At 54.6% G+C, this 22778-nt stretch carries 18 protein-coding genes and 1 tRNA gene; 9 read left to right on the forward strand and 10 right to left on the reverse strand.

What is annotated here, in order from left to right; genetic code table 11:
- Nucleotides 1-245: 245 nt before the first annotated feature.
- Nucleotides 246-2006, forward strand: a complete 1761-nt coding sequence (locus HV355_RS04050) for a DEAD/DEAH box helicase (RefSeq protein WP_126817753.1) — start codon at nt 246-248, stop codon at nt 2004-2006.
- A 125-nt stretch (nt 2007-2131) separates the two neighbouring features.
- Nucleotides 2132-2416: a 50S ribosomal protein L25 gene (gene rplY / locus HV355_RS04055; RefSeq protein WP_010433464.1), complete on the forward strand. Its 285-nt coding sequence runs from the start codon at nt 2132-2134 to the stop codon at nt 2414-2416.
- Nucleotides 2417-2468: 52 nt separating this feature from the next.
- Here the strand turns inward: rplY and yejK are convergent, their stop codons facing one another.
- Entirely contained in the window at nt 2469-3476 is a 1008-nt protein-coding gene (yejK, locus tag HV355_RS04060; RefSeq protein ID WP_008500957.1) for a nucleoid-associated protein YejK, read from the reverse strand.
- Between the two features lie 134 nt (nt 3477-3610).
- Here yejK and HV355_RS04065 point away from each other — a divergent pair, with 134 nt between their 5' ends.
- The 3 genes from HV355_RS04065 (at nt 3611) to HV355_RS04075 (ending at nt 5765) form a co-directional block, all read left to right on the forward strand.
- Nucleotides 3611-3838 (forward strand): YejL family protein, encoded by a 228-nt coding sequence (locus HV355_RS04065; RefSeq protein ID WP_001135586.1) that lies wholly within the window; start codon nt 3611-3613, stop codon nt 3836-3838.
- A gap of 19 nt (nt 3839-3857) precedes the next feature.
- On the forward strand, nt 3858-5615 hold the full coding sequence (gene yejM / locus HV355_RS04070; RefSeq protein WP_148400431.1) for an LPS biosynthesis-modulating metalloenzyme YejM: 1758 nt from the start codon (nt 3858-3860) through the stop codon (nt 5613-5615).
- A 73-nt stretch (nt 5616-5688) separates the two neighbouring features.
- Nucleotides 5689-5765 (forward strand) — tRNA-Pro (locus HV355_RS04075).
- Between the two features lie 35 nt (nt 5766-5800).
- Here the strand turns inward: HV355_RS04075 and HV355_RS04080 are convergent.
- Both HV355_RS04080 and HV355_RS04085 read right to left on the reverse strand, forming a co-directional pair.
- Nucleotides 5801-6988: an MFS transporter gene (locus HV355_RS04080; protein ID WP_182400995.1), complete on the reverse strand. Its 1188-nt coding sequence runs from the start codon at nt 6986-6988 to the stop codon at nt 5801-5803.
- A gap of 126 nt (nt 6989-7114) precedes the next feature.
- Nucleotides 7115-7375, reverse strand: a complete 261-nt coding sequence (locus HV355_RS04085; RefSeq protein ID WP_010433451.1) for a DUF2534 family protein — start codon at nt 7373-7375, stop codon at nt 7115-7117.
- Nucleotides 7376-7577: 202 nt separating this feature from the next.
- Here HV355_RS04085 and eco point away from each other — a divergent pair, with 202 nt between their 5' ends.
- Entirely contained in the window at nt 7578-8084 is a 507-nt protein-coding gene (gene eco / locus HV355_RS04090; RefSeq protein ID WP_108416617.1) for a serine protease inhibitor ecotin, read from the forward strand.
- Between the two features lie 93 nt (nt 8085-8177).
- On the opposite strand, the gene mqo is transcribed toward eco, so the two are convergent.
- A complete protein-coding gene (mqo, locus tag HV355_RS04095) occupies nt 8178-9827 on the reverse strand; it encodes a malate dehydrogenase (quinone) (RefSeq protein ID WP_089597942.1) in 1650 nt (549 codons plus the stop codon).
- A 187-nt stretch (nt 9828-10014) separates the two neighbouring features.
- Here mqo and HV355_RS04100 point away from each other — a divergent pair, with 187 nt between their 5' ends.
- The gene (locus HV355_RS04100) at nt 10015-11304 is read left to right on the forward strand and encodes a SulP family inorganic anion transporter (RefSeq protein WP_182401237.1); all 1290 of its coding nucleotides are present in this window, start codon (nt 10015-10017) and stop codon (nt 11302-11304) included.
- Here HV355_RS04100 and mgtE read toward each other — a convergent pair.
- From mgtE to HV355_RS04130, 6 genes are all read right to left on the reverse strand, one after another.
- The gene (gene mgtE, locus HV355_RS04105; protein ID WP_042716638.1) at nt 11267-12703 is read right to left on the reverse strand and encodes a magnesium transporter; all 1437 of its coding nucleotides are present in this window, start codon (nt 12701-12703) and stop codon (nt 11267-11269) included. The two genes, HV355_RS04100 and mgtE, sit on opposite strands and share 38 nt — an antisense overlap.
- A 153-nt stretch (nt 12704-12856) precedes the next feature.
- Complete coding sequence (locus HV355_RS04110; RefSeq protein WP_182400997.1) at nt 12857-14500, reverse strand: multidrug ABC transporter permease/ATP-binding protein; 1644 nt, start codon at nt 14498-14500, stop codon at nt 12857-12859.
- 75 nt (nt 14501-14575) lie between these two features.
- On the reverse strand, nt 14576-15226 hold the full coding sequence (gene alkB / locus HV355_RS04115; RefSeq protein ID WP_182400999.1) for a DNA oxidative demethylase AlkB: 651 nt from the start codon (nt 15224-15226) through the stop codon (nt 14576-14578).
- A complete protein-coding gene (ada, locus tag HV355_RS04120) occupies nt 15226-16284 on the reverse strand; it encodes a bifunctional DNA-binding transcriptional regulator/O6-methylguanine-DNA methyltransferase Ada (RefSeq protein WP_182401239.1) in 1059 nt (352 codons plus the stop codon). Before ada ends, alkB begins: the two co-directional genes overlap by 1 nt.
- 72 nt (nt 16285-16356) lie before the next feature.
- On the reverse strand, nt 16357-17412 hold the full coding sequence (apbE, locus tag HV355_RS04125; RefSeq protein WP_089597938.1) for an FAD:protein FMN transferase ApbE: 1056 nt from the start codon (nt 17410-17412) through the stop codon (nt 16357-16359).
- A 104-nt stretch (nt 17413-17516) separates the two neighbouring features.
- The gene (locus HV355_RS04130; RefSeq protein WP_182401001.1) at nt 17517-18608 is read right to left on the reverse strand and encodes a porin OmpC; all 1092 of its coding nucleotides are present in this window, start codon (nt 18606-18608) and stop codon (nt 17517-17519) included.
- Nucleotides 18609-19350: 742 nt separating this feature from the next.
- On the opposite strand from HV355_RS04130, the gene rcsD reads away from it, so the two are divergent.
- Nucleotides 19351-22023, forward strand: coding sequence for a phosphotransferase RcsD (rcsD, locus tag HV355_RS04135; protein WP_108416622.1), 2673 nt, complete (start codon nt 19351-19353; stop codon nt 22021-22023).
- 16 nt (nt 22024-22039) lie between these two features.
- On the forward strand, nt 22040-22690 hold the full coding sequence (gene rcsB, locus HV355_RS04140; RefSeq protein ID WP_003859405.1) for a response regulator transcription factor RcsB: 651 nt from the start codon (nt 22040-22042) through the stop codon (nt 22688-22690).
- Nucleotides 22691-22778 lie beyond the last annotated feature (88 nt).

Consider the following 22778-nt stretch of genomic DNA (forward strand, 5'->3'; position numbering starts at 1 on the left):
ACAACGCGCCCGAAAAAGAAGCAGTCAAGAACGGTTCAGTATAATGGTCTGGTTGCGCCACTCAAGGGAAAAAGTTTCGTGGCATACTATCTATACCCTAAATAATTCGAGTTGCATGAAGGCGGCAAAGGAGTGAATCCCCGGGAGCTTACATAAGTAAGTGACCGGGGTGAACGAGTGCAGCCAACGCACAGGCAACTTGAAGTATGACGGGTATATGTGCGGAATAACGAAACCGAGACACCATGACTTTTACACTTCGCCCCTATCAGCAAGAAGCCGTCGACGCCACCCTCGCCTGGTTCCGTAAACATCGGGAACCGGCAGCCATCGTGCTCCCGACAGGTGCAGGCAAAAGCCTTGTCATCGCCGAGCTGGCGCGTCTGGCACGCGGGCGCGTGCTGGTGCTGGCGCACGTTAAAGAGTTGGTAGCGCAAAACCATGCCAAATATTGTGCGCTTGGACTTGAGGCCGATATTTTCGCCGCCGGGCTGAAGCGCAAAGAGAGTCACGGCAAAGTGGTGTTTGGCAGCGTGCAGTCGGTCGCCCGTAACCTGGACCTGTTTCGCAGCGAGTTTTCACTGTTGATTGTCGACGAGTGCCACCGCATCAGCGATGACGACGACAGCCAGTATCAGCAAATCCTGACTCATTTGAAGGAAGTGAACCCTCACATTCGCCTTCTCGGCCTGACGGCCACGCCGTTTCGTCTGGGGAAAGGCTGGATTTATCACTTCCATTATCACGGCATGGTGCGCGGGGATGCGAAAGCCCTGTTCAGCGACTGCATTTATGAGCTTCCGCTGCGCTACATGATTAAACATGGCTACCTGACGCCGCCGGAGCGGCTGGATATGCCGGTGGTGCAGTACGACTTCAGCCGCCTGCAGGCGCAAAGCAACGGATTATTCAGCGAGGCCGATCTTAATCAGGAGCTGAAAAAACAAAAGCGCATTACCCCGCACATCATCAGCCAGATTGAAGAGTTTGCGCAGACGCGCAAAGGGGTGATGATCTTTGCGGCCACCGTTGAGCATGCCCGAGAAATTACCGGGTTGCTGCCCGCTGACGACGCGGCGCTGATCACCGGCGAAACGCCCGGACCGGAGCGCGACAGCCTGATCGACGCTTTCAAAGCGCAGCGGTTTCGCTATCTGGTCAACGTGTCGGTATTAACCACCGGGTTTGATGCGCCGCACGTTGACCTGATTGCTATTTTACGCCCGACCGAATCGGTGAGTCTCTATCAGCAGATTGTGGGCCGCGGCCTGCGCCTCTCGCCGGGCAAAACCGACTGCCTGATTCTGGATTACGCCGGAAATCCGCACGATCTGTACTCCCCTGAGGTCGGCACACCGAAAGGCAAAAGTGACAACGTGCCGGTCCAGGTGTTTTGTCCCGCCTGCGGGTTTGCGAATACCTTTTGGGGGAAAACGACCGCTGACGGTACGCTGATCGAACACTTTGGCCGCCGCTGTCAGGGCTGGTTTGAAGACGATGAAGGCCATCGCGAGCAGTGCGATTTTCGTTTCCGCTTTAAAAACTGTCCGCAGTGCAATGCCGAAAACGATATTGCCGCCCGTCGCTGCCGGGAGTGTGACACGATCCTGGTCGACCCTGATGACATGCTTAAGGCTGCGCTGAAGCTGAAAGATGCCCTGGTGCTACGTTGTTCCGGCATGGCCCTGCAGCCCGGTGCGGATGAAAAAGGCGAATGGCTGAAAATCACCTACTACGATGAGGATGGCGCAGACGTCAGCGAGCGTTTCCGGGTGCACACACCTGCGCAGAGAACGGCTTTTGAGCAGCTCTTTATCCGCCCGCACACCCGTACGCCGGGGGTGCCGTTGCGCTGGATAACCGTTGCCGATATCGTTCATCAGCAGGCGCTGCTGCGCCACCCGGATTTTGTTGTCGCCCGCAGGAAAGGCCAGTTCTGGCAGGTGCGTGAGAAGGTCTTCGACTACGAAGGACGCTTCCGCCGGGCAAATGAATTGCGCGGTTAACGGGACTTTTCGTTGATGTGAGGGGCATTTGAGTATAAAATGCCGCCCGCTTCACATCCGTGAGGCAGAACACTCACCTGCTGCTGGGTCGCCTGTAGTAGGGTTTTAAATACAGAGAGAAATCAATGTTCACTATCGAAGCAGAAGTACGTAACGTGCAGGGTAAGGGTGCGAGCCGCCGCCTGCGTAACGCCAACAAGTTCCCAGCTATCGTTTACGGTGGCGAAGCTGCTCCAGTTGCAATCGAACTGGACCACGACAAAGTATGGAACCTGCAGACCAAAGCTGAATTCTACAGCGAAGTTCTGACCATCGTTGTTGGCGGTAAAGAAGAAAAAGTGAAGGTTCAGGCTGTACAGCGTCACCCGTTCAAGCCAAAACTGTCTCACATCGACTTCGTTCGCGCGTAATCGCAAACTCGTCGAATAAAAACCCCGCTTCTGCGGGGTTTTTTTATGGCTGCTATTTACCGCCAGAGGTGCGGCGCTGCAGCTGATCGCGCAGGTTCGGCGGCGTGCCTTTGATGGTCAGCGTGTCGGTGGCCGGATCCCAGAAGATGCGTTCCCCCAACAGCATGGCGTCAAAGTTGATGGTTAATCCACCGCCGCTACCGGCAAATTTGGTGAGCTGACGCAGCGTACTGCGGTCCGCCGGGAAGCTCTCTTCCAGTTCATAGCCTTTTTCAGCCGTAAATTCCTGGAAGCTGACTTCACTCACACCTGCCAACTCTTTTGACAGTGATTCCAGCTCAATCTCTTCGCCTGCCTGCAGCTGCTCGTTGCAGTAGCTGTAAACCTGCTGACGCACGGTCTGACGCTCGGATTTATCGAGCTGCGCTTCTGCCGTAAAATCATCAACCGCCTGCAGCAGACCTTTGTTCTGCGCTTTGGCATTCAGACCTTCGCTGGCGCCGAGGAAGTCCATAAAGAAATCGGCGACTTTGCGCCCCACGCGCCCTTTCAGGAAAGTCAGATAGCGGGTCGATTCAGGATTGGTTTCCCACTCGGTCAAATCAATACGCGCCACGATATCCGCATGGTTGATATCCAGATAGTGCGTCGAGCTGATGTCCAGCTGCTCGTTCACGCGCATGCTGCTTAAGTTGTTCAGCACGGTCACCAGCAGGTATTCCACCGCCAGGTAACGGTAATGGCAGAACAGGACGATACCGCCATCGGCGAACGGGTATTTTGCCAGCTCGTCACGCAGACGCCCGGTTGCGGCACGGCTGAATGCCAGGAAATCTTCTTCGCCCTGACGCTGAAGACGCAGGCTATCCGCCAGTTCGCTCTCTTCGCTGAACAGACCATAGGCTTTATTTTTAGCACTGTAGACGCGGTGCAACTCCGCCATCATTTCCACAACGGTCGCCGTGGGTTCAAGTAACGAATCGCGCAGCACCACTTCAAGGGTTTGCTCATCACGCTTGATAAGCTGGTGCAAGGCAATCTGGTTGATTTCCAGACTCATGATAAACTCTCCTTTTAGACCGGGCGGTATTCAACCACCACCAGCGCATGTGTGCAACAGAAGATAAAAAAGGGGAAAAAAAGCTGTTGCTACGGTAATATGTCGCCCTTCTCTCAACAAACTGATTTTGATTTATGCCACAACATTCCCGCTACAGTGACGAACACGTTGAACAACTGCTCAGTGAGCTGGTCAACGTACTGGAAAAACATAAAACGCCAACCGATCTCTCCCTGATGGTTTTGGGAAATATGGTTACCAACCTTATCAACACCAGCGTTGCTCCGGCTCAACGTCAGGCGATTGCCAAATCTTTCGCCCAGGCACTGCAGTCCTCGGTTAGCGACGACCAGGCACACTAAGGGAAACGAACAACAGTTTATGGTGACGAATCGTCAGCGCTACCGTGAAAAAGTCTCCCAGATGGTCAGCTGGGGGCACTGGTTTGCCCTGTTCAACATTCTGTTGGCGATGGTTCTCGGCTGCCGTTATCTGTTTGTGGCGGACTGGCCCACCACGCTTATCGGACGTGTTTACTCCTGGATAAGCCTGGTCGGTCACTTTAGCTTTCTGGTCTTCGCCACCTATCTGCTCATCCTGTTCCCTCTGACGTTTATCGTCATGTCGCAGCGTCTGATGCGGTTCTTGTCCGCCATCCTTGCGACCGCGGGCATGACGCTTTTGCTGATCGACAGCGAAGTCTTTACCCGTTTCCACCTGCATCTCAACCCTATTGTCTGGGAGCTGGTCATTAACCCCGATCAGAACGAGACCGCACGTGACTGGCAGCTGATGTTTATCAGCGTGCCCATTATTCTTCTGATTGAGATGCTGTTCGCCACCTGGAGCTGGCAGAAGCTGCGAAGCCTCACCCGGCGGCGCCATTACGCGAAGCCCGTTGCCGCGCTCTTTTTCGTCTCATTCATCAGTTCGCACCTCATGTATATCTGGGCGGATGCGAACTTCTATCGTCCTATCACCATGCAGCGCGCAAACCTGCCGCTCTCGTATCCGATGACGGCACGTCGTTTCCTTGAGAAACACGGTCTGCTGGATGCGCAGGAGTATCAGCGCCGCCTGGTCGAGCAAGGTAATCCGGAAGCGGTCAGCGTGCAGTATCCGCTGAGCGATTTGCGCTATCGCGACATGGGCCGCGGGCAAAACGTTCTGCTGATCACCGTTGATGGTCTGAACTATTCGCGCTACGAGAAGCAGATGCCCGCACTGGCGGCGTTCGCGGATAAGAACATCACCTTTACGCAGCATATGAGCTCGGGCAACTCAACCGACGCGGGTATTTTCGGCCTGTTCTATGGGATATCGCCGAGCTACATGGATGGCGTACTGTCTTCACGCACGCCAGCAGCATTGATTACCGGGCTTAACCAGCAAGGTTATCAGCTGGGGCTGTTCGCGTCCGATGGCTTCAACAGTTCGCTGTACCGTCAGGCTCTGCTCTCTGATTTCTCTCTGCCTGCCGCGCAGAGCCAGTCTGACACCCAGACGGCAAACCAGTGGATTAACTGGCTGCAGCGCTACGCTCAGGAAGATAACCGCTGGTTCTCCTGGGTTGCGTTTAACGGCACAACGGATGACAGCAATCAGAAAGGCTTCACCCGTCGTTACACGCGTGCGGCAGGTGATGTTGATGCACAAATTGCGCGCGTGCTGACCGCCCTGAACGACTCGGGCAAGCTGGACAATACGGTGGTGATTATCACTGCAGGCCATGGCGTGCCGCTGGGCGACGACATGGAGAGCATGGCCTGGTCACGTCCGAACCTGCATGTGCCACTGATCGTTCACTGGCCGGGTACCCCTGCGCAGCGCATCAATATGCTTACCGATCATAAAGATGTGATGACCACATTGATGCAGCGCTTGTTGCACGTCAGCACGCCGGCTAACGAGTACTCTCAGGGGCAAGATCTCTTTAGCGCCACTCGTCGTCATAACTGGGTGACTGCCGCAGGTGGCAATACGCTGGCGGTGACGACACCTGAGCTGACGCTGGTACTGAACAGTAACGGGAGTTATCAGACCTATAACCTGAAGGGCGAGAAGCTGAAGGATCAAAAACCACAGCTCAGCCTGCTGTTGCAGGTCCTGACGGACGAGAAACGGTTTATCGCTAACTGATTAATAATAAACCAGTTAGCGCGTTCTTCCCCTTGCATTCAAAAAGGAATCGAGTAGTATTCCTTTCATGCGTCGGCACGTAGCGCAGCCTGGTAGCGCACCGTCATGGGGTGTCGGGGGTCGGAGGTTCAAATCCTCTCGTGCCGACCAAAACTTTTAAAACCAGCCTTTTACGGCTGGTTTTTTTATTGCAGCGCGTCCGGCGTTTTACGCAAGTAAACCAGCGTAGCCAGGCAAATCACCGCCCCGGCATAAAACGTATATTCTGCGCCTGCCGCTTCCCAGATCGCTCCTGCCCCCATGCTGGCAATAAGCAAGCCAACGCCACTGACCATGCTGAAAATGCCGTAGGCGGTGCCGCGTAAATCCGCTGGTGCAGTTTTCGCAATCATTGCCGCCAACAGTCCCTGCGTCATACCCATGTGCAAGCCCCACAGCGCGACGCCTAAAATAATCCCGCCCCAGTGGGTACTCAGCGCCAGCACAACGTCGGCACCTATCAATACCACCAATCCCCACTGCAGCAGCCGGGTGTGGCTCATTGCGTCTGAGAGCTTGCCAAAAGGATAGGCTGACAGGAAATAGAGCAGGTTCATGGCCACCATCACCAGTGGGATCAACGCCAGCGGGACGCCCGACTGCTGCGCGCGAAGCACCAGAAACGCTTCACTAAAGCGAGCCAGAGTGAAGACGGCCCCCAGTCCAATGACCCACCAGCAGCCTTTGCCCAGCCGCTTCAGGTTCTCTTTTTTAATCGGATTGGTTCGCTTATGTTCGACAGGGGTTTTCGGTTCACGAAGTCCGAAGAAAAGTAACGCTACCGCGAGCAGGCCGGGGATCACTGCGATCCAGAATATGGTGCGAAAATCGTCGTTCCACAGCAGCATTAACCCGACGGCCAGCAAGGGGCCAAGAAATGCGCCGATGGTATCCATAGACTGACGCAGCCCGAACGCCGCACCGCGCAGTTCGGGCGGCGTCACGTCAGCGACCAGCGCGTCCCGCGGTGCGCCGCGGATGCCCTTCCCCACCCGGTCGATGAGTCGTGCCCCCAGAATCATGCCGGATGACGAGGCGATGGCGAACAGCGGTTTACTCAGCGCGCCCAGCCCGTAGCCCAACACCGCCAGCCCTTTTCGCTTGCCGAGGTAGTCGCTGATTGCACCGGAAAAGACTTTAATAAACAGCGCCGTGGCTTCTGCCAAACCTTCAATAAGACCGATGAAAATCACGCTGGCACCGAGCGTTGTGACCATAAACAACGGCAGCAGGCTGTGAATGATCTCCGAGGAGATATCCATCAACATGCTAACGCCACCTACAACCCAGACTCCTTTCGGGATCCGGCTGAGCGTTGCAAACCGGGATAACATTGAGCATCTCCTGCTTTCTGTAGAACCATCTCGTTCGACACAGAATATCCTGGAAATGCGAATAAATATCATCAGACATAAAAAAAGCCAGCCCAAGAGGCTGGCTTGATTCTCGCCGATAAACGATCAGTGCTTATCGCGTCCGCCCAGGAAGAAAATGCCCAGCGGAATGGCAAGCAGAACGGTGAACACCAGGCTGTAAACAAAGATCATCGCCGATTGCAGAACGTACATGCTGGTCGTCCATGCAGAGAGGGGAATGTTGTACTGTTCAATGACGCCAACAATGGTTGCCCGTCCAACGCATGCAGCAGCAATCATAAACACAACCAGCAGCGCCAGCAGGAATTTACGGCCTTCAGGTGTTTTCAGTTTTGCGCGAACCATCTCTCTTCCCTTTACAGATGAATAACATTATCTGACGCTTAAAATAACACGATCTCCCCACCGACTCCACACTAGCATTAAAAACCATTTTTAACGCAAAAGTGCAGTTCATTACACTGCACTTAATGAAAATATAAGTAAATCACTCCAGTCATTCATGGTAGTTATGTTAATCTCGGCAGGATCGTTTTGACTGAAGGGAATGACTGTGAAAAACGCACCTAAATTTGCTATCGCTCTTATCGCCGCCTGTGTCAGCACCGGGGCTTTCGCCAGTAACACGCAAAGTGAACAGCCGCTTGAAAAAGTCGCGCCGTATCCGCAAGCGGAAAAAGGGATGAAGCGTCAGGTAATTCAGTTACCGGCGCAGCAGGAAGAAGCGAACTTTAAAGTCGAGCTGTTAATCGGCAAGACGCTGGAAGTGGACTGCAACCAGCACCGTCTGGGCGGTCAGCTGGAAAGCAAAACCCTGGAAGGCTGGGGTTACGACTACTATGTCTTCGACAAAGTGACGTCGCCGGTTTCCACCATGATGGCGTGTCCGGACGGCAAAAAAGAGAAGAAATTTGTCACCGCGTATCTGGGTGATAACAGCCTGCTGCGCTATAATAGCAAGTTGCCGATCGTGGTCTATACGCCTGAAAACGTGGAAGTGAAGTATCGCGTGTGGAAGGCAGATGAAACTGTCGGACAAGCGGTCGTACGTTAAAAATAAGTCGGGTGGCGGCTTCGCCTTACCCGACCTACAAAACAACATCGAACGTAGGCCGGGTAAGCGTCAGCGCCACCCGGCTTTTTTACACTACAGCGCGATATCCGCAACCGGCTTGTTTTCCGCCTGAGGCTTCAGCTCCGCTTTTGGCGCAGCATCCGCCGCCTGTGGCTTCACGTATTGCAACTGCAGTACACGGCTGGTGTACTCCAGCTCCTGCTCCGTCGCATCCACGTTACCGTTCAGCTTCGTACCGTAAGATGGAATAATGGTTTTCAGCTTCGCCTGCCATTCTGGGCTGGCGACTTTATCTTTAAACACTTTTTCCATCAGGTGCAGCATGATTGGCGCAGCGGTAGACGCACCCGGTGACGCACCCAGCAGCGCGGCAATGGTGCCATCTTTATCGCTCACCACTTCGGTACCCAGACGCAGCACGCCGCCTTCTTTAGGATCGCGCTTGATGATTTGTACGCGCTGACCCGCCTGCCATAAACGCCAGTCTTCTTTCTTCGCCTGCGGGTAGTACTCTTTCAGCGCCTCGAAACGATCGTCATCAGAGAGCATCACCTGGCTAATCAGGTATTTCACCAGATCGAAGTTATCCAGCCCCACGTCCATCATTGGCTTCACGTTAGAGGTGGTGGTTGCGCTGAGCAGATCCCACAGGGAGCCATTTTTCAGGAACTTGGTGGAGAACGTCGCGAACGGCCCGAACAGTACGACGCGTTTACCATCAAGCATACGGGTGTCGATGTGCGGAACGGACATCGGTGGCGCGCCCACGGAAGCCTGACCGTACACTTTCGCCAGATGACGGTTCACTACTTCCGGGTTTTCAGAGACCAGGAACTGGCCGCCGACCGGGAAGCCCGCATAGTCGTCAGCTTCAGGAATACCGGACTCCTGCAGCAACTTCAGCGCCGCACCGCCGGCACCGATGAAGACAAATTTCGCCTTGATCACGTGTTCGGCTTCATTGTTTTTCAGATCGGCAACGGTCACGCTCCAGCTGTTGTCCGCGTTGCGCTTAAAGCCGCGCACTTCGGTGCTGAGCTGCAGATTGAAGTTCTCTTTTTTCTTCAGTGACGCGACCAGCTGACGGGTAATTTCACCGTAGTTGACGTCAGTACCAATTTCGGTACGGGTCGCTGCTACTTTCTGATTCGGGTCACGACCTTCCATCACCAGCGGCGCCCACTCTTTGATCTGGGCATGATCTTCAGAGTATTTCATCCCGCGGAACAAGGTGCTCTGCTGCAGAGCGGCATAGCGCGCGCGCAGGAAGTTGACGTTCTGGTCGCCCCACACAAAGCTCATGTGCGGTACGGTGTTAATGAAGGAGTGCGGATCGTGCATCACGCCGCTGTTGACCTGGTGTGACCAGAACTGGCGTGAGATCTGGAACGCTTCGTTGATCTCTACCGCCTTCTCGATACTAATGGAACCGTCCTTTTTCTGCGGCGTATAGTTCAGTTCCATGAGTGCCGAGTGTCCGGTACCGGCGTTGTTCCAGCCGTTAGAGCTCTCCTGCGCCACGCCATCGAGGCGTTCAACCATGGTCATGGACCAGTCCGGCTGCAGTTCGTGCAGATAAGTTCCCAGCGTGGCGCTCATGATACCGCCACCAATTAATAGGACGTCCGTTTCCTGCTCTTTTGGTGCGTCTGCTTTCGCCGCCATTGAGACGGTGTTAAGCCCCACGGCCAGAGAAAAGAGCATGGCAGTCATTTTTTTCATAATTTATGCCTTAGTGTAAAAGTGCTTGATGCGTGGAAATTGCAGGTGAAAAAAGCTGCGGAGGCACGGTAACAACTTTTAAATATTGTTTAAAGGTTACGAAATTATTGTAATTGTGAAATTTAATGATGGATTGTTTGTAGGGGATTACGCTGGCAACTGGCAATCACTGAATTTTGTGGATACTATGCTGCACTTTGTGATCGCGCGCACGGAAGCCTGCCCTAACCAGCGAACTGTTATGTCCTTACCCCATTCAGCTGTATCTCCCGAAGACCGCGTAGCCAACGTGCTGCGTTCCCCTAAGCTGCTGACGCGTGAAATGCTGGCGGGCGTGATCACCGCTCTGGCGCTGATCCCCGAGGTCATCTCATTTTCCGTGGTGGCGGGCGTTGACCCGAAGGTCAGCCTGATCGCCTCCGTGGTGTTGTGTCTTGCCCTGTCTGTACTCGGTGGTCGTCCGGCGATGGTCACAGCCGCGGCCGGTTCCGTGGCGCTGGTCATTGGCCCAATGGTGCATCAGCATGGCGTACAGTACATTCTTCCCGCCGTGCTGATGGCTGGCGTGATTCAGATTCTGTTTGGCGTACTGGGCATGGCAAGACTGATGCGCTTTATTCCCCAGTCGGTCATGACCGGGTTTGTTAACGCCCTGGGCATTTTGATCTTCTTCGCACAGGTGCCGCATTTCTGGAGCCGAAGCCCGCTGATTGTGGGCCTGTTCGTGCTGACGCTGCTGATCGTGCTGTGGGTGCCGCGCTATTTCAAAAGCATCCCTTCCCCGCTGATTGCGATTGTGCTGTTAACCTTGTTCACCGTTTCAACCGGCCAAATCCTGCCGACCGTGGGCGATGAAGGCTCCATGAGCGGCGGTTTGCCGGGGCTTACCGAGCTGTTGGTCCCGCTCAATGTGCAGACGCTGAGCATTATCTGGCCGTGCGCGTTGAGCATCGCGTTTGTCGGCCTGCTGGAATCCCTGCTGACGGCAAAGCTGGTGGATGAGCTGACCGCAACGCCATCAAGTAAACGCCGCGAAAGCATTGGATTAGGCGTCGGCAATATTCTGTCTGGTTTTTATGGCGGCATTGCGGGCTGCGCGATGATCGGACAGACCATCGTCAACGTGGAGATGGGCAAGGGCCGAAGCCGTATTTCAACGCTTGCGGCGGGCATCGTGCTGCTGATTCTGGTGACGGCGCTCAGCGACGTGATGGCCAAAATCCCGATGGCGGTGCTCGCGGGGATCATGGCGATTGTCGCCGTTAAAACCTTCAGCTGGCACAGCCTTCAGCCTGCAACGGTAAAAAATGCCCCGATAGCGGAAACGGTGGTCATGCTGGTCACCGTTGCCGCCACGGTATCAACCGGGAATCTGGCGATTGGCGTACTGGGCGGGATTATCGTCATGGCACTGCTTCCCGCTCGCATTAAACGTCGGGCTACAGAAGAAAAATCGTCGCCAGCCCAAGAAAAATAAAGAAACCACCGGTATCGGTGATGGCGGTAATCATCACGCTCGACCCCACCGCGGGGTCGCGCCCCAGTTTGGTCATCGTCAGCGGGATAATCACGCCCATTATCGACGCCACCAGCAGGTTCAGCACCATCGCCAGCATCATCACGCCGCCCAGCGCCATATCGTCGTACAACCACCAGGTGATGCCGCCCATAATCCCGCCCCACACCAGGCCGTTAATGAGCGCGACGCCCATCTCTCTAAAAATGAGCCACGAAAAGTTACCCGGCTGAATATTTTCCAGCGCCAGGGCGCGAACGATCATGGTTATCGTCTGGTTTCCGGTGTTACCACCAATCCCTGCGACGATCGGCATCAGCGAGGCGAGCGCCACCAGCTGTGAAATGGTGTGCTCAAAGCCGTCAATCACCCGGGAGGCGATAAACGCGGTACAGAGGTTAATGGCCAGCCACGCCCAGCGGGTTTTGACCGCTTTGCCCACGGACGCATGGACGTCATCTTCCGCGCTGATCCCACCGAGAGCACGTAAATCGTTATCGGTCTCTTCATAAACCACGTCAATGATTTCATCGATGGTCAGACGCCCCATCAGCTTGCCGACGGAATCCACTACCGCCGCGCTCACAAGGTCGTCACGTTCGAAGGTTCGTGCCGCTTTTTCCGCATCGTCTTCCGGAGAGAAGACCATCGGCTCGGTTTCCATCACCTCGCTCACCCGCCGCTGGGTACTGTTCAGAAGGATGGTTTTCAGCTCCAGCTCGCCGAGCAGAGTTTTGTCCCGGGAGGTAACGAACAGTTTATCGGTGTTGTCCGGCATGCTGCCCAGACGTCGCAAATAGCGCTGCACCGTACCGAGCGTGACGTCAGGACGCACCATGATGACGCCGAACTCCATGATCGCGCCGACGCTGTTTTTCTCGTAGTGCATCACCTGACGCACGCGCGCCCGCTCCTCCGCAGGCAGTGACGCCAGCAGGCGACCGGTCAGGTTTCGCGGCAGGTGCTGAACGAGGTAAATCTGCTCGTCGATATCCAGCGTTTGCAGGGCATCCAGGATATCGCGGTCACTCATCTCATCGATCAGGTCGTCCCAGACGTTTTCCGACGCCTCAAGCAACACCTGTCCGCGCTCGTGATCCTGCACCAGCCGCCACAGGGCGTGACGTTCTTCCGAGGGAAGCGCTTCGAGAGTATCCGCCAGATCCGGTGGGGGTAAATGAGCAACCAGCGCACCTACCTCAGCAATATCGTCGGCTAAGGTGCCGACATCATATTGCTCAGCCAGGGTCAGTTTGCCTAATAACGCAGAAGTGACCGCTTTATCGGTCGTGAGAAGCCAGATAAGTCGCGCACGCTCCTGGTCACGCTGTCTGGCGCTGTTTTTCTTTAATACCGACATCAATCATAAATCCATTAAATGAGTTGGCATTAAGCATAGCGCGGGGATATGTAAATAAGAATAAACAACGGGGCGGGATGGGTAAAAAAACAGCGAGGGTGGTTAAAAAAAGTAGGCCGGGTAAGGCGAAGCCGCCACCCGGCACAATCGCACTCAGGCCGTGCGTGCCACAGCGTCACGCGATGCTGCATCGCGTTCTTCACCGGTCAGCTCGCTCAGCGTGCCGTCGCGCATCTCCAGCAGACGGTCGGCGTGAATGAAGTAATGATCGTCGTGGCTGATGGCGAAAATGGTTTTGCCCATCTCCTGCATCAGCGGCAGCAGCACCTGATAAAACTCGCGGCGGAAATGCGGGTCCTGATCGGCCGCCCATTCATCCAGCAGGATGATGTCACGCTCTTCCGCCAGGGCCAGCAGCAGCGCCACGCGCTTTTTCTGCCCTTTCGAGAGCTTAAGGTTCAGGATCTTGCCGTCCTGAAGCTCAAGCTTGTGCGACATCTGCAGATGCCCAAGCCACTTCTCCACCAGCGCCGGATTGGCCTGCTGGCCTTCCGGCCCCAGCAGCCGATCAAACAGCCAGACGTCGGTAAATACCGCCGAGAAAAGCTTACGGTAATCCTCCGGTTTCTCTGCGCTCAGCGCCTTACCGTCCAGCAAAATCTCGCCCGACTGCGGTTGATAAAGCCCGGTCAGCAACATCGCCAGCGTGGATTTACCGCTGCCGTTGCCGCCAATCAGGAACAGCAGCTCGCCACGGTGAATCGTCAGGTTAACCGGCCCCACGGAGAAGGCGTTATCCTGATAGCGGAACGTGACGTTACGCAGCTCCAGCGTCTGCCAGTTCGGGAAAGCCTGCGGGCGCGGGAATTCAGCCTTAAACGGCGCGAGATCGAACTTCTTAAGCTTGTTAAACGCCACCTGCGCACTCAGCAAGGTGGGCAACGCACCGACGGCCGAGAGCAGCGGCGTGCGCAAAAACAGCAGCGTCAGCGAGTAGGTTGCCGCCACGTTGGTGTCCGCCCAGCCCAGGCTGTTCGCCATCCAGAACACCAGGCCAATGGCACCCAGCATCATGATGTTCGACCAGTTCACCGCGCTCAGGTGGAAGGTATCGGCGCGAATGATGTGATGCCGGTATTCGCGCGCGTCCGGGATATAGAGATTATTGAAAATATGCTCGGCGCGCTCGCGGTTCAGGGTCAGCTCTTTGCGCCCTTCCAGCACCGTCTGGTAATCGTTGTAAAGTTTATCTTCGGTTTCGCGAAGTACCGCCATGTGTTTGTAGACGCGCGACACCAGCAGGAACCCGCCCCAGATGGTGATGACAATCCACAGCGCGGTAACCGCCAGCATTTTGGTGGAGAGCCAGGCAAGGTAGGCCGCCGAACCGAAGGTCAAAATGATACCTTGCACCAGCTCAGGCAGACGCACAAAGGCGATGGTAATGGCGCGCACGTCGCTGGTCAGCCCTGCAAGCAGGGAGGCACTGCCGAGTTGCTCCACGCGCTCAACCTGCGTATCGAGGATCCGCTTGATAAATTCGCTGCGCAGACGGAAAACGAAGTGGTGGCCGAGCGCGGTCAGGGCCAGCTGTGAACCCAGCGTGACCGCCATCAGCAGCAGCAATAAACCCAGGAATTCCGGCAGAACGGCCAGCGAGGTGTCGACCATTTCAATCAAACGGACGTTGATAAAGGCGATCAGGCCGATACCCAGCGCGGCGCTGGCAAGGCTTAACGCTATCACCGCAATAAAAGGCCAGCGATACTGACGCCAGACAAGAAGAAGTAGTTGCATGCAGAGCAATCCGGACAAGAAAATCAGCCCGCAGTGTAAACTGCCTTGCGTTTACATCAAGAATAATTCTTATTTTTATTCGCTATAAGCCGCCTGACGGAACGTCAGGTTAAAGCGAAACGCCCCCGTTTGCGGGTGAACGCCGGGTTTAAGCGGTTGAATGCCGTGATAAAAGAGCCGCGACTCGCCGCCCCAGACCACTACATCACCGTGCTCCAGCATCAGACGCTTAAGCGGATCGTTACGACGTAATCCACCAAACTGAAAGACCGCGGGCAGACCCAGAGAGACCGAAACGATTGGTGCGCGCAGATCCGGCTCATCCTTATCCTGATGCAGCGACAGTTTTGCCCCGACGGCATAGCGGTTGATCAGACAGGCATCCGGCTGAAAATCGGCATACCCGGCGGCAACCGCAGCCTCGTGGCAGAGTCGCTGAAACGCATCCGGCATCGGCGGCCACGGCCTGCCGGTGGAGGGATCATTCGGTGCATACAGATAGCCGCGTTCGTTGGTCGCCCAGCCGAGTTGACCGCAGTTGGTCATCGCCACCGACATGGTATACCCGCCCGGCGTCACCATATGGCGAAATGGCGAGACGGCCGCCACCTCATCAATGCCAGTCAGTAACGCCGCTGCGCGGGAAAGCGCAAAGCGGCGCAGGATCACCGCCCCCGGCGCGAGCGGCTCCTGCCAGGGCTCCGCATCGGCAAAAAGATCGAGCATTAATCCTCCCGGCGACTCGCCTCACGTTTAAGCAATATCGCTTTTCGTGCCGTCCCCCAACGATAACCCGAAAGCGCCCCGTCGTTTCGCACTACGCGATGGCAGGGAATGACGATCGCCAGTTTGTTTGCGGCACAGGCACCTGCCACGGCGCGTACGGCATTGGGTTTACCCATCGCCTTTGCCACCTGTTGGTAGCTTGCCGTTTCACCACAGGGAATGTTGCGAAGGGCCTGCCAGACCTGCTGCTGAAAAGCCGTTCCGCGGATATCCAGCGGAAGCGCCAGCGGCACCGAGCGGCTGTCAATAGTGCTCATCACCTGCTGGATGCGCTGCGCGAACGGACCTTCAAGCACTTCTCGCTCCGCGCGGGGAAACAGCGTCAACAGCTCCCCTTCTAAAGTCGCATCGTCATCACCCAGCAGGATTGCGCAGATCCCGCGCTCGCTTTCGCCAACCAGACAACGCCCCAGGGAACAGTCGCTGATGGCGTAACGAACCGCGACATCCCCGCTGCGGTACTGCTTTGCCGTCATCCCCAACGCCTCATCGGCTTTCCGATAATAACTGCTGCTATCGGGAAACCCTGCCGCCAGTACAGCGTCGGTAATTTTATCCCCCTGCGCCAGCGCGCTGCGCAGACGGTGTTCCCGCGCGGCCTGCTGCCAGGCTTTAGGCGTCATGCCGGTCACGGATTTAAACAGACGGTGGAAATGGAAAGGACTGCTGGAGACCTTCTGCGCCAACGCCTCCAGCGTTAACGCCGGATCCTGCTCCAGCAGGCGGCAGGCCTGTTCAACTTTCGCCAGCGTCTGCTGATGTGGGTTGAGCTTGTCCGGCATACAGCGTTTGCAGGGGCGAAAGCCGTCCTGAACAGCGTGCTGAGCATCAGGATAGAAGCGGACATTTTTACGCAGCGCGTGGCGGGCACGGCAGGACGGACGGCAATAAATCCCCGTCGTCTGTACCGCAAAGACAAACTGATTATCGGCGCGAGGATCGCGGCCAAGCACGGCTTGCCAGCGATCTTCATCGGTAGTAAAGGTTACGTTTTTCATCATCAGCTCCTCTTACAAGCATAATCCTACCTTGCCCGAGTGCCACCGAACAAAAACCCGCAACCTTGCTTTTTAATTTTTTTCGCTCACCAGGAAGCCCGTAAACTGCGGCGAGCTCCAGGTTTTGAACCCGTCGCCCTCTTTGGTGATCATGTAGACCGCGAGCTGTTCCTGCCGCGCCACCTCTTTGGCCTTTTCCGGGCCGAGCACCATCAGGCCGGTATCCCAGGCGTCCGCTTCCAGTGCCGTCGGCGCGATCACCGTAACGGAAACCAGATTATGGGTAATCGGACGGCCGGTCTGGGGATCGATGACATGCGAAATGCGTTTACCGTCGAGCTCATAATAGTTGCGATAGCTTCCCGAGGTGCTGATCCCGTGGCCGTTGATATCCACAATCGCCTGCACCGCGTTTTGCCGATCGGTGGGTTTTTGAATGGCCACCCGCCACGGTTTGCCGCTGGCGTTCATCCCCCGGCTGACGAGCGCACCGCCTACCGAGACCAGATAGCGGGAAATGCCTTCACGCTCCATCAGCGCCGCAAGATGATCTGCCGCATACCCCTCGCCTACCGTTGAGAGATCGACAAAGAGATCGGGAATGTCTTTTTGCAGATATTGTTGACCGTACTGGTTAATGACCGTCAGGTGTTGCAGCCCGGTGCGCGCGCGGGCGTCATCAATCGCCGCCTGGTCAGGCGTGGTCACCGGCTGCTTGTTGGGGCCAAATCCCCACAGATTCACCAGCGGCCCGACGGTCACGTCCATCGCGCCGTTGGTTTTATACCCCACGCGCATCGACTCCGTCACAATATCGGCCATGGCTTCACTCACCGGCCACAAAGAGGTGCTGGTTGAGAGGTTAAAACGCATGAGCGCTGAGTCGTTTTTATAGGTTGAAAGCAGCTGGTCGTCAGCGTCGAGCTGGGACTGAATTTTGCCGCGAAGTTCGTCAGCCCGCGCCGTGTCGAGATGCATGACGCTCACGCGCCAGAAGGTGCCCATCGTTTTCCCTTCCAGCACCGTCGCCGCTGGCGCGTCAGTTTGTGCTGAGGGTGCAGGCGCGTCACACGCTGTCAGGAAAAAAAGCGTAGCCAGAACGCTGGCGCGTAAAAAAGTCATATCCATTCATTAATATCCTCATGCCAGGGCGGCAAGAGTACACCAAAATGGTCTCGTTGTAAGACCCAAAAAAAGGGGCCAGAAGGCCCCTTAGTCACGCAATGAAGCGATTAGAACTGGTAAACCAGACCCAGCGCGACGACATCGTCAGTGCTGATGCCAGCGCTACGAGTGAAGTCGTTCTCGTCCAGCAGGTTGATTTTGTAATCAACATAGGTGGACATGTTTTTGTTGAAGTAGTAAGTCGCGCCCACGTCAACATATTTCAGGATATCCTGGTCGCCGTAGCCGTTTTCCAGATCCTTACCTTTAGACTGCAGGTAAGCCACGGATGGACGCAGACCGAAGTCGAACTGGTACTGTGCAACCACTTCGAAGTTCTGTGCTTTGTTAGCCCAGCCCAGATCGCCCGCGCGGGTCGCGTTGTAGGTCTGGGTGTACTGTGCAGCCAGGTAGAGGTTGTTCGCGTCGTATTTCAGACCACCGGTATAGGTGTCAGCACGATCGCCGGTACCGAAATCCATGTCGTTCTGGGAGTTGGTACGTTTAGAGCTGGTGAGAGCAGTACCGATACCGAAGCCTTCGCCCAGATCGTAAGTGATAGAACCACCGTAGCCATCACCGTTCTGACGGAGTGCAGAACGACCGTTGTTGGTCTGATCTTCACCGCTTACGCTACCGTTTTTACCCTGATACTGCAGCGCGAAGTTCAGGCCATCAACCAGACCGAAGAAGTCCTGGTTACGGTAGGTCGCGAAGCCATTACCACGCTGCTGCATGAAGTTGTCAGAACCGTAGGTGTCGCCGCCGAATTCTGGCAGTACGTCAGTCCAGGAGGTGACATCGTAAACAACACCGTAGTTACGACCGTAATCGAAAGAACCCGCGTCAGCAAATTTCAGACCCGCGAACGCCACACGCGTCCAGGAGTTGTTTTCGTTTTCGCCGGAGTTACCCTGAATCTGGTATTCCCACTGGCCGTAACCGGTCAGTTGGTCATTAACCTGCGTTTCGCCCTTGAAGCCAAGACGCATGTAGGTCTGGTCGCCGTCAACGCTGTCGTCATCAGAGAAATAGTGCAGACCATCAACTTTACCGTACAGATCTAATTTGTTGCCGTCTTTGTTATAAATTTCAGCCGCATTTGCTGCGCCTGCTACCAGCAGTGCTGGTACCAGGAGGGACAGTACTTTAACTTTCATTTTATTAACCCTCTGTTATATGCCTTATTATTACCACTGCTTACTGATTAACCCTCTTAACCAGTCGGCAACTTCATTCTCCTCAAAAATACAGAATAATCCAACGGGAATATGATACGAAAACTTTTAAGATGTTTCATTTATCTATCAAGATGTTTCAATTTGTAAATATCAAGGAACTTTTACAAAGCACGCAAGGGTCAAAAATATAGCACCAATAATCAAAATGAAAAAAAAGAAGCTTAAAATCATACTATTACATAAAAACCCATGACAGCACTGAATGATAAAACAAAACAAGCCAATATCACTAAAATAACTCTCGCTATCATCATTAACTTTATTTATTACCGTCATTCAGTTTTGAATGTCTGTTTATCCCTAATTGAACCGAATGCCGAGCGTTCGGTTTTTTTTTACCTTTCTTTACGCAATTATATTTTTCTTGTGCTACCACCCCGAAATCGTAACGACTATTAACTAAATCGCCCACTGACCCTTCGCGGACCCGCATCATTTCTACAAAACTCAATTTCTTGTTTATTCGTGCTATTCCCGGAAAGATGTCGATTTATATTTATACACCCCGCCGTCATTTGTACATATTTTACGCACCAAGCACTGCCGACATTCTTCGTGGAAAAAGTCCGTCATTCTCAGACCATGACGCTGGAAATTCAGGTTTTACCCTTTATACTGCCGTATCCCCTTAAAGCACGGCCATCACGGGTTAAAGATATCAATGAGTCAGACTGAAACTACCGCCCTGAGCAAATTCTCCCTCCTTCCCGGGAGCATCACCCGTTTCTTTCTTCTATTGATCGTTGTGCTGTTGGTCACGATGGGGGTCATGGTTCAAAGTGCGGTCAATGCCTGGCTGAAGGACAAGAGTTACCAGATCGTTGATATCACTCATGCGGTCCACAAACGGATCGACACATGGCGCTATGCGACCTGGCAGATCTACGACAACATTGCCGCCGCGCCCGCAACCACCACCGGGGAAGGATTACAGGAGACACGCCTTAAGCAGGATGTGTATTACCTGGAAAAACCTCAGCGTAAGACAGAAGCCCTGATTTTCGGTTCGCATGACAGCGCGACGCTTGAGATGACGCAGCGCATTTCAACCTATCTTGATACTCTCTGGGGCGCAGAGACCGTGCCCTGGTCGATGTACTACCTGAACGGTCAGGACAACAGCATGATCCTGATCTCTACCCTGCCGCTAAAAGACCTCTCATCCGGATTTAAAGAGACGACGGTAGGCAGCATTGTGGATTCACGCCGCGCAGAAATGTTGCAGCAAGCCAACGCCCTGGATGAGCGCGAGAGTTTCTCCTCATTGCGCCGTCTGGCCTGGCAAAATGGGCATTACTTTACGCTGCGCACGACGTTTAACCAGCCGGGACACCTCGCAACCGTGGTGGCGTTCGATCTGCCGATCAATGACCTGATCCCCCCGGACATGCCGCTGGACAGCTTCCGTCTGGAGCCTGACAACAGCACGCAAAACCTGCGCAACCCGCCGGATAAAGAAGGGGCCGAGAGCGTCTCTATTTCATTTAACGGCTCAAAAATTGAAATTGCGTCATCGTTAAATTCAACCGGCATGCGTCTGGTGTGGCAGGTACCGTTTGGCACCTTGCTGCTGGATACATTGCAAAACATCCTGCTGCCGCTGCTGCTGAACATCGGTCTGCTGGCGCTGGCGCTGTTTGGCTACAGCACGTTCCGCTTCCAGCCGGGACGTCAGAGTGACACTTCTGCTGTCTCTGCGGGCACCAGTAATGAACTTCGCGTATTGCGCGCCCTGAATGAAGAGATTATTTCGGTGCTGCCGCTCGGGGTGCTTGTTCACGATCAGGAAGCCAACCGCACGGTGATGAGCAACAAGATTGCCGATCACCTTCTGCCCCACCTCAACCTGCAGAACATCACGGCGATGGCGGACCAGCACCAGGGGGTGATTCAGGCGACCATTAATAACGAGCTGTATGAGATCCGTCAGTTCAGCAGCCAGGTTGCATCCCGTACGCAAATCTTTGTTATTCGCGATCAGGACCGTGAAGTGCTGGTCAACAAAAAGCTCAAGCAGGCGCAGCGGCTTTACGAGAAAAACCAGCATGGCCGCACGGCGTTTATGCAAAATATTGGTGATGCGTTCAAACAACCGTTAAAAACGCTGGCCGCTCAGGCTGCGGGTCTGAATACGCCAGAAGGCCAGCAGTTGACGAGCCAGGCCGAGTCGCTGGTGCGTATGGTGGACGAAATCCAGCTTGCAAACATGCTGGAAAATGACATCTGGAAAGGCACCCCAACGCTCTTTTCTATCCAGGATCTGATCGATGAAGTGGTTCCGGAGGTGCTCCCGGTCATTAAGCGCAAAGGGCTGCAGCTGCTGATCAACAACCACCTCCCGGCGAATGACGAGCGTCATGGCGATCGCGAAGCGCTGCGCCGGATCCTGCTGATGCTGATCCAGTATTCGGTCACCACCACCCAGATCGGCAAGATCACGCTCGAAGTCAGCACTGACGAATCGACGGAGGATCGCCTGACGTTCCGTATTCTGGACACGGGTGAAGGCGTCACCGTAAGTGAAATTGATAATCTGCACTTCCCGTTCCTGAACGATACCCAGAGTGATCACTACGGCAAAGCGAACGCCCTCACCTTCTGGCTGTGCGATCAGCTGGCACGTAAACTGGGCGGTCACCTGAATATCAAGGCGCGTGAATCCCTCGGCACACGCTACTCATTGCATGTCAAAATGGCGGCGAATCCACAGGAAGAAGATGAAGAACGTCTGCTGGATGATGTGGTGGTGATGGTTGATGTGACCTCAAACGAGATCCGCAATATCGTGGTTCGCCAGTTAGAAAACTGGGGTGCGGCCTGCATCACGCCGGACGAAAGGCTTGCGAGTCAAGAATTTGATCTATTTTTAACTGATAATCCGTCTAATCTTACTGCCACAGGCTTGCTTTTAAGCGATGATGAGTCAGGCGTGCGAAAAATCGGCCCAGGCCAACTGCGCGTCAACTTTAATATAAGCAATGCGATGCAGGAAGCTGTACTACAACTTATAGAAGAGCAACTGGCGCAGGAAGAGATAGCGGAATCACCGTTAGGCGGCAATGAAAATGCCGAGCTCCACGCCAGCGGATACTATTCACTCTTTGTTGATACAGTACCAGATGATGTTAAGCGGTTGTATACTGAGTCCGCTGCGAATGATTTTGCAGCGCTGGCACAGACAGCACACCGGCTTAAAGGGGTGTTTGCCATGCTTAATCTGGTTCCCGGCAAGCAGTTATGTGAAACGCTGGAACATCTAATTCGTGAGAAAGATGCCTCTGGCATTGAAAAATACATCAGCGACATTGACACCTATGTCAAGAGCTTGCTGTAGCAAGGTAGCCTTATACATGAACAATATGAACGTAATTATTGCCGATGACCATCCGATTGTACTGTTCGGTATTCGCAAATCACTTGAACAGATCGAGTGGGTGAATGTAGTCGGTGAATTTGAAGACTCTACAGCACTGATCAATAACCTTCCTAAACTTGATGCACACGTGCTCATTACCGACCTGTCCATGCCTGGAGACAAATACGGTGATGGGATCACGCTCATCAAATACATTAAACGTCACTTCCCGGACATCTCGATCATCGTTCTGACCATGAACAACAACCCGGCGATTCTGAGCGCAGTGTTGGATCTGGATATCGAAGGGATTGTGCTGAAGCAAGGTGCACCAACCGACCTGCCAAAAGCGCTGGCAGCGCTGCAAAAAGGCAAGAAATTCACGCCTGAAAGCGTCTCCCGCCTGCTGGAGAAAATCAGCGCGGGTGGCTATGGCGACAAGCGCCTGTCTCCAAAAGAGAGCGAAGTTCTGCGTCTCTTCGCAGAAGGTTTCCTGGTAACCGAGATTGCCAAGAAGCTGAACCGCAGTATTAAAACCATCAGCAGCCAGAAGAAATCAGCAATGATGAAGCTGGGTGTGGACAATGATATTGCGCTGCTCAACTATCTCTCCTCCGTGACGCTGAGCGCAACGGACAAGGATTGATCCCCACTGTAAATGCCGGGTGGCGCTCACGCTTACCCGGCCTACAAAACCCGTAGGCCCGCGCAAGCGCAGCGCCGCCGGGCAAATA

This window comes from Enterobacter sp. RHBSTW-01064, from assembly GCF_014103035.1.
Classification (GTDB): domain Bacteria; phylum Pseudomonadota; class Gammaproteobacteria; order Enterobacterales; family Enterobacteriaceae; genus Enterobacter; species Enterobacter mori.